Annotated in this window: 5 protein-coding genes; 1 reads left to right on the top strand and 4 read right to left on the bottom strand. The window is 67.2% G+C overall.

What is annotated here, in order from left to right:
• Positions 1-17: 17 nt before the first annotated feature.
• Positions 18-269, bottom strand: a complete 252-nt coding sequence (locus MKD50_RS08620; protein WP_115703563.1) for a DUF1289 domain-containing protein — start codon at positions 267-269, stop codon at positions 18-20.
• A gap of 168 nt (positions 270-437) precedes the next feature.
• On the opposite strand from MKD50_RS08620, the gene MKD50_RS08625 reads away from it, so the two are divergent.
• Positions 438-911 (top strand): PaaI family thioesterase, encoded by a 474-nt coding sequence (locus MKD50_RS08625; protein ID WP_252666873.1) that lies wholly within the window; start codon positions 438-440, stop codon positions 909-911.
• 229 nt (positions 912-1140) lie between these two features.
• On the opposite strand, the gene MKD50_RS08630 is transcribed toward MKD50_RS08625, so the two are convergent.
• From MKD50_RS08630 to acnD, 3 genes are all read right to left on the bottom strand, one after another.
• Complete coding sequence (locus MKD50_RS08630; RefSeq protein WP_252666874.1) at positions 1141-2271, bottom strand: asparaginase; 1131 nt, start codon at positions 2269-2271, stop codon at positions 1141-1143.
• A 293-nt stretch (positions 2272-2564) separates the two neighbouring features.
• Positions 2565-3755, bottom strand: coding sequence for a 2-methylaconitate cis-trans isomerase PrpF (prpF, locus tag MKD50_RS08635; protein WP_252666875.1), 1191 nt, complete (start codon positions 3753-3755; stop codon positions 2565-2567).
• A 237-nt stretch (positions 3756-3992) separates the two neighbouring features.
• On the bottom strand, positions 3993-6605 hold the full coding sequence (gene acnD, locus MKD50_RS08640; RefSeq protein ID WP_252666876.1) for a Fe/S-dependent 2-methylisocitrate dehydratase AcnD: 2613 nt from the start codon (positions 6603-6605) through the stop codon (positions 3993-3995).
• Positions 6606-6738 lie beyond the last annotated feature (133 nt).

The raw sequence follows: 6738 nt of genomic DNA on the forward strand, positions 1-6738 counted from the left end.
CTACGGGTGAGCGCGGCTCAGCCCTGGCGGAATCGCTTGCCGGTGCCTTCGCGTGTGATCCGTTCCCACACCAGCTGCTTTTCCTCGTCGCTGAAAAATACCCAGTTGCTGACCTCGGCCGCGGTGCGGCCGCAGCCCTGGCACACCTCGTCGAACAGGGTCGAGCAGATGCCGATGCAGGGGCTGTCCGGGCGCTCGGACAACGTGGAATCCGTGCTGCCGTGGTCCGGTTCTGGGCGGAGCGCGGCGGATTCGAGAGGTGACGGCATGGTGGCGGGAGGGCGGAGGGTAAAACGGCCGCCCATTATATCGGCAGCGGAGCGGCAGCCCGGCCAAAGGCCGCACCGTGGGACCGGGGATTACCTCGCACGTCATTGAGCCACGCGGCACGGGCCATTACGCTGGGGCAGGAATCGCGCCTATTCAGGAGTCCAGCCATGCCCCAGACCATCGCCGCCGTGCCCCTTTCCCAAGACCGCCGACCAGCCGGCGTCGATCCGCGCATGCGCGTCATGGTCGATAACGTGCTGCAGGGATCTCCCGTGGCGCGCGCCCTCGGCGTGCGGCTGGCCAGCCTGGCGCCGGACCATGTCGAGCTGGAGATGCCGTTCCTGCCGACCAACGTGACCCACGGCAGCATCGTCCACGGCGGTGTCATTGCCACGCTGATCGACATCGCCGGCGCGGCCGCGGCGGCGTCGGGTGCCAGTGCCGACGAGGTGAAGGGCGGGGCGACCGCTGCGCTGTCGATCCAGTACCTGGCGCCGGCGCAAGGTGCCGCGCTGCGGGCGGTGGCGTCGGTGGCCCGGCGCGGCCGCCGGCAAGTGGTGACGGACGTTTCCGTGTACGCCGAAGCGGCTGACGAGGGCGTGCTGGTCGCCAGGGCCTTGATGAGCAGCGCCATGTTCTGAGCCGCTGCACCTGCGCGCGCTGTTCGCTGCTATTAACGCAATTAACCGCCAACCGTTTGCCTTCACCCTCAGCGCGCCAGTTGCACTGGCGCGACCGGCCGGCCGGTATGCCGGGCACGGTCGTGGCGGAGGCGATGAAGCACGGGGACGCAGCGGCGCGGCTGATCAGGGTGGGGTGCGCGCCGCCGGGTGTAGCCCTGCGCGGCGCGCGGATCCGTGCTGCCCTGGATCAGTACTTCCAGAACACCTGCTGCAGCGCCTTGCTGTCGTTGCTCTGCGTCAGCGCCAGCGCCATCAGGATGCGCGCCTTCTGCGGCAGCTGGTCGTCGGTGACGATCCAGTCGTACTTGTCGTCGGGCTGCTCGGCGTTGCGCACCACCACGCCGCTGCCGGTGCGCGACGCGCGCACGATCTGCACGCCCTTGGCGCGCGCGGCCTTGAGCGACTCGACCATGTAGTCGCCGACGCTGCCGTTGCCGGTGGCGGCGTAGATGATGGCCTTGGCGCCGCTCTTCACCGCGGCGTCGACCGCGGCCGGGTTGGCGTTGCCGTAGGCATAGACCACGGCGACCTCCGGCAGCTTGTCGATCTTGTCGATGTCCCACTGCGTCTGCAGCGTGTGCGGCCGTGCCGGCAGGCGGTAGAACAGGGTGCGGCCTTCCACCACGTAGCCCAGCGGGCCGAACGGCGAGCGGAAGGTCTCGGTCTTGAAGGTGTTGGTCTTGGAAACGTCGCGGCCGGTGTGGATCTCGTCGTTCAGCACCGCCAGCGTGCCCTTGCCCTTGGACGCCGGGTTGGAGGCGACCAGCACGGCGTCATAGAGGTTCAGCGCGCCGTCCGCACCCAGCGCGGTGCCCGGGCGCATCGAGCCGACCACCACCACCGGCTTGTCGCTCTTCAGCGTCAGGTTGAGGAAATAAGCGGTTTCCTCGATGGTGTCGGTACCGTGCGTGATCACGATGCCGTCGACGTCAGGCTGCTTGAGCAGTTCCGACACGCGCTTGGCCAGCTTGAGCAGGCGTTCGTTGTTGAAGCTTTCCGAACCGATCTGGAAGATCTGCTCGCCCTTGACGTTGGCGACCTTGGAGATTTCGGGCACCGAGGCGATGATCTTGTCGACCGGGACCACGGCGGACTGATAGGCGGCGGTGTTGGTCGCCGCGGCGCCGGCGCCGGCAATGGTGCCACCGGTGCCGATGATGACGATGTTGGCCTTGCGCGCTTCGGCCGGGGCCGGGGCCGTGGCAGCGGCGGCGGCAGGCTGGGCCGCGGGCGCGAGCTGGGCGTGGGCGGCGCCGGTGATCAGGCTCGCCGACAACAGGGCAGCGGCCAGCGTGGTGACGCGGGCGGAATGTTTCATGGTTCTCCTCGGTATCTATACGAACGTGTGGCCCGTACTGGAAGCGGCACGACATACCTTATGGGTGGAATGGTGCCGTCCGTGTTCAGTCGGTGGCTGCCGCGGCCGGGCCTGGGGTGCAGGGTCCGGTTCAGGCAGCGGCAGAGACTATACGTGAGGAGAAATTCGCGGTGGAAGGGCGGCGCAAGGGTTATGCCGATTCGGCATAAAACCGGCTTCGCCATAACTTCAGGCGCATACTTTGCCGGGCCGGCCGATTGTCGCCGGCACCGGCGTTTTCGCTTGCAACCAGCTCAGAACGCGTCGCCGGGCACGCGCACCCAGCCTTCCATCAGCACGCGCGCGCTGCGGCTCATGATGGCTTTCTTTACGACCCATTCGCCATTGACCTGCTGGGCCTCGGCACCCACGCGCAGCATGCCGGACGGGTGCCCGAAACGCACCGCGTTGCGCTCGCCGCCACCGGCGGCCAGGTTGACCAGCGTGCCGGGGATGGCCGCGGCGGTGCCGATGGCAACGGCGGCCGTGCCCATCATGGCGTGGTGCAGCTTGCCCATGGAGAGCGCGCGCACCAGCAGGTCCACGTCGGCCGCGGCCACCTTCTTGCCGCTGGAGGCGGTGTAGTCCACCGGCCGGGCCACGAAGGCGACCTTGGGCGTGTGCTGGCGCTTGGCGGCCTCGTCCACGTCCTTGATCAGGCCCATGCGCAGCGCGCCGTAGGCGCGGATGGTCTCGAACATCGCCAGCGCCCTGGTGTCGCTGTTGATGGCGTCCTGCAGCTCGGTGCCGGTATAGCCGATGCTCTCGGCATTGACGAAGATGGTCGGGATGCCGGCGTTGATCATGGTCGCCTTGAGCGTGCCGACGCCCGGCACTTCCAGGTCGTCGACCACGTTGCCGGTCGGGAACATCGCGCCGCCGGCGCCTTCTTCCTCGGCGGCGGGATCCATAAACTCGAGCTGCACTTCGGCGGCCGGGAAGGTCACGCCGTCAAGCTCGAAGTCACCGGTTTCCTGCACTTCGCCGTTGGTGACGGGCACGTGGCCGATGATGGTCTTGCCGATATTGGCCTGCCAGATGCGCACGACGGCGACGCCGTTCTGCGGGATGCGGCTCGGGTCGACCAGCCCGGCGCTGATGGCGAACGGGCCGACCGCGGCGGACAGGTTGCCGCAGTTGCCGCTCCAGTCGACAAATGACTGGTCGATCGAGACCTGGCCGAACAGATAGTCGACATCGTGGTCCGGGCGCGTGCTCCTGGACAGGATCACGGTCTTGCTGGTGCTGGAGGTGGCACCGCCCATGCCGTCGATCTGCTTGCCGTACGGGTCGGGGCTGCCGATCACGCGCATCAGCAGCGCGTCGCGGGCGGGGCCGGGTACCTGCGCGCGCTCGGGCAGGTCTTGCAGGCGGAAGAACACGCCCTTGCTGGTGCCGCCGCGGATGTAGGTGGCGGGGATCTTGATCTGGGGTACGTGGGCCATGGGAATGTTTAGTCCTGGTTAGGCCGGGGGCCTCTGTACAAATTGGAAATCCAATGCGGGGAAGCAAAGCGAAGCGCTTGTTTTCTCCCCTCTCCCCCTGGGAGAGGGGCGGGGGAGAGGGGCGGCGTAGCCACGAAGTGACGCGACCTCATGCTTGCAAACGCCTGCCCTCTCCCCACCCCCTCTCCCGCAAGCGGGAGAGGGGAGCACACCACCGGCTTCGGTAGCAGCTTCAGCTTACGCCGCCGCCTTGTTCGACTCCAAAAAGTCCTGCGCAAACCGCTGCAGCACGCCGCCAGCCTCATAGATCGACACTTCCTCGTCGCTGTCGAGGCGGCAGGTCACCGGCACTTCCACGCGCTCGCCATTCTTGCGATGCACCACCAGCGTCAGCGTCGCGCGTGGCTGGCGTTCGCCGATGACGTCATAGGTCTCGGTGCCATCCAGCCCCAGCGTCAGGCGGTTCACGCCCGGCTTGAACTCCAATGGCAGCACGCCCATGCCGATCAGGTTGGTGCGGTGGATACGCTCGAAGCCCTCGGCAACGATCGCTTCCACGCCCGCCAGGCGCACGCCCTTGGCGGCCCAGTCGCGCGACGAGCCCTGGCCATAGTCCGCGCCGGCGATGATGATCAGCGGCTGCTTGCGGTCCATGTAGGTCTCGATCGCTTCCCACATGCGCACCACCTTGCCTTCCGGCTCGATGCGCGCCAGCGAACCCTTCTTGACCTGGCCGTCGACCACGGCCATTTCATTGATCAGCGTGGGGTTGGCGAAGGTGGCGCGCTGCGCGGTCAGGTGGTCGCCGCGGTGCGTCGCGTACGAGTTGAAGTCCTCTTCCGGCAGGCCCATCCTGGCCAGGTATTCGCCGGCCGCGCTGTTCAGCAGGATCGCGTTCGACGGCGACAGGTGGTCGGTGGTGATGTTGTCGCCCAGCACCGCCAGCGGACGCAGGCCCTGCAGCGTGCGCTCGCCGGCCAGCGCGCCTTCCCAGTACGGCGGGCGGCGGATATAGGTGCTCTGCGGGCGCCAGTCGTACAGCGGCGCGGCGCTCTCGCCGGTGTACGCGGTCAGCGCGAACATCGGCTCGTAGACCTTGCGGAACTGCTCGGGCTTCACGCTCTGCCGGACGATGGCGTCGATCTCTTCGTCGGTCGGCCAGATGTCCTTCAGGTAGACCGGCTTGCCGTCCTGGTCCGTGCCCAGCACATCCTTTTCGATATCGAAGCGGATGGTGCCGGCGATGGCGTAGGCGACCACCAGCGGCGGCGAGGCCAGGAAGGCCTGCTTGGCGTACGGGTGGATGCGGCCGTCGAAGTTGCGGTTGCCGGACAGCACGGCCGTCGCGTACAGGTCGCGGTCGATGATTTCCTGCTGGATCTTCGGATCGAGCGCGCCGGACATGCCGTTGCAGGTGGTGCAGGCAAAGGCGACGATGCCGAAGCCGAGCTTTTCCAGATCAGGCAGCAGGTTCGCTTCTTCCAGGTACAGCTCGACCGCCTTGGAGCCAGGCGCCAGCGACGACTTGACCCACGGCTTGCGCGCCAGGCCGCGCGCGTTGGCATTGCGCGCCAGCAGCGCGGCGGCGATCACGTTGCGCGGGTTGCTGGTGTTGGTGCAGCTGGTGATGGCGGCGATGATCACCGCGCCATCGGGCATCAGGCCCTCGGCCTCCTGCGCGCGGGCCTTGTCCAGGTCCACGGCGATGCCGCGCTCGGCCAGCGCCGAGGTCGGCAGACGCTTGTGCGGGTTGGACGGGCCGGCCATGTTGCGCACCACGCTCGACAGGTCGAACTTCAGCACGCGCTCGTACTCGGCGTTCTGCAGCGAATCCGCCCACAGGCCCGCGGTCTTGGCGTACGTCTCGACCAGCTTGAGCTGCTCGTCGGTGCGGCCGGTCAGGCGCAGGTACTCGATGGTCTGCTCGTCGATAAAGAACATCGCTGCGGTGGCGCCGTATTCCGGGGCCATGTTCGAGATGGTGGCGCGGTCGCCCAGCGTCAGGCTCGAGGCGCCTTCGCCGCGGAATTCCAGGTAGGCGCCGACCACTTTTTCGCGGCGCAAAAATTCGGTCAGGGCCAGCACGATGTCGGTGGCGGTGATGCCGGGCTGGCGCTTGCCGGTCAGCTCGACGCCGACGATATCCGGCAGGCGCATCCACGAGGCGCGGCCGAGCATCACGTTCTCGGCTTCCAGGCCGCCCACGCCGATGGCGATCACGCCCAGCGCATCGACGTGCGGGGTGTGGCTGTCGGTGCCGACGCAGGTATCGGGGTAGGCCACGCCTTTGTCAGCGTGGATAACGGGCGACATCTTCTCCAGGTTGATCTGGTGCATGATGCCGTTGCCCGGCGGGATCACGTCGACGTTCTTGAACGCCTTCTTGGTCCAGTCGATGAAATGGAAACGGTCTTCGTTGCGGCGGTCTTCGATGGCGCGGTTCTTCTCGAACGCCTGCGGGTCAAAGCCGCCGCATTCCACCGCCAGCGAGTGGTCGACGATCAGCTGCACCGGCACCACCGGGTTGACCTTGGCGGGGTCGCCGCCCTGGTCGGCAATGGCGTCGCGCAGGCCGGCCAGGTCCACCAGCGCGGTCTGGCCCAGGATGTCGTGGCACACCACGCGTGCCGGGAACCACGGGAAGTCGAGGTCGCGCTTGCGCTCGATCAGCTGCTTCAGCGAATCCGTCAGCGTGGCGGGATCGCAGCGGCGCACCAGGTTTTCTGCCAGCACGCGCGACGTGTACGGCAGCTTGTCGTAGGCACCCGGCTGGATGGCCTCGACCGCGGCGCGCGCGTCGAAGTAATCCAGCTTGGTGCCCGGTAGCGGTTTGCGGTTTGCAGAATTCATGGTGTAGGGAAATCTATATAAGTATGAAAAAGGGGTAGTGGTCCCGTGTCAGCGACCAACTACCCCCTTTGCCCGCAGGCTCGGGTCATGCAACCCGCGGGCAATCCGGCAGCCGGTCTTACTTGCGATCCTT

Source organism: Cupriavidus mimosae, assembly GCF_023952485.1.
Lineage (GTDB): Bacteria > Pseudomonadota > Gammaproteobacteria > Burkholderiales > Burkholderiaceae > Cupriavidus > Cupriavidus taiwanensis_C.

Excerpts from the sequence above, each read along its gene's own strand:
- MKD50_RS08620 (WP_115703563.1), bottom strand. The coding sequence starts at position 269 with ATGCCGTCACCTCTCGAATCCGCCGCGCTCCGCCCAGAACCGGACCAC.
- MKD50_RS08625 (WP_252666873.1), top strand. The coding sequence starts at position 438 with ATGCCCCAGACCATCGCCGCCGTGCCCCTTTCCCAAGACCGCCGACCA.
- MKD50_RS08630 (WP_252666874.1), bottom strand. The coding sequence starts at position 2,271 with ATGAAACATTCCGCCCGCGTCACCACGCTGGCCGCTGCCCTGTTGTCG.
- prpF (WP_252666875.1), bottom strand. The coding sequence starts at position 3,755 with ATGGCCCACGTACCCCAGATCAAGATCCCCGCCACCTACATCCGCGGC.
- acnD (WP_252666876.1), bottom strand. The coding sequence starts at position 6,605 with ATGAATTCTGCAAACCGCAAACCGCTACCGGGCACCAAGCTGGATTAC.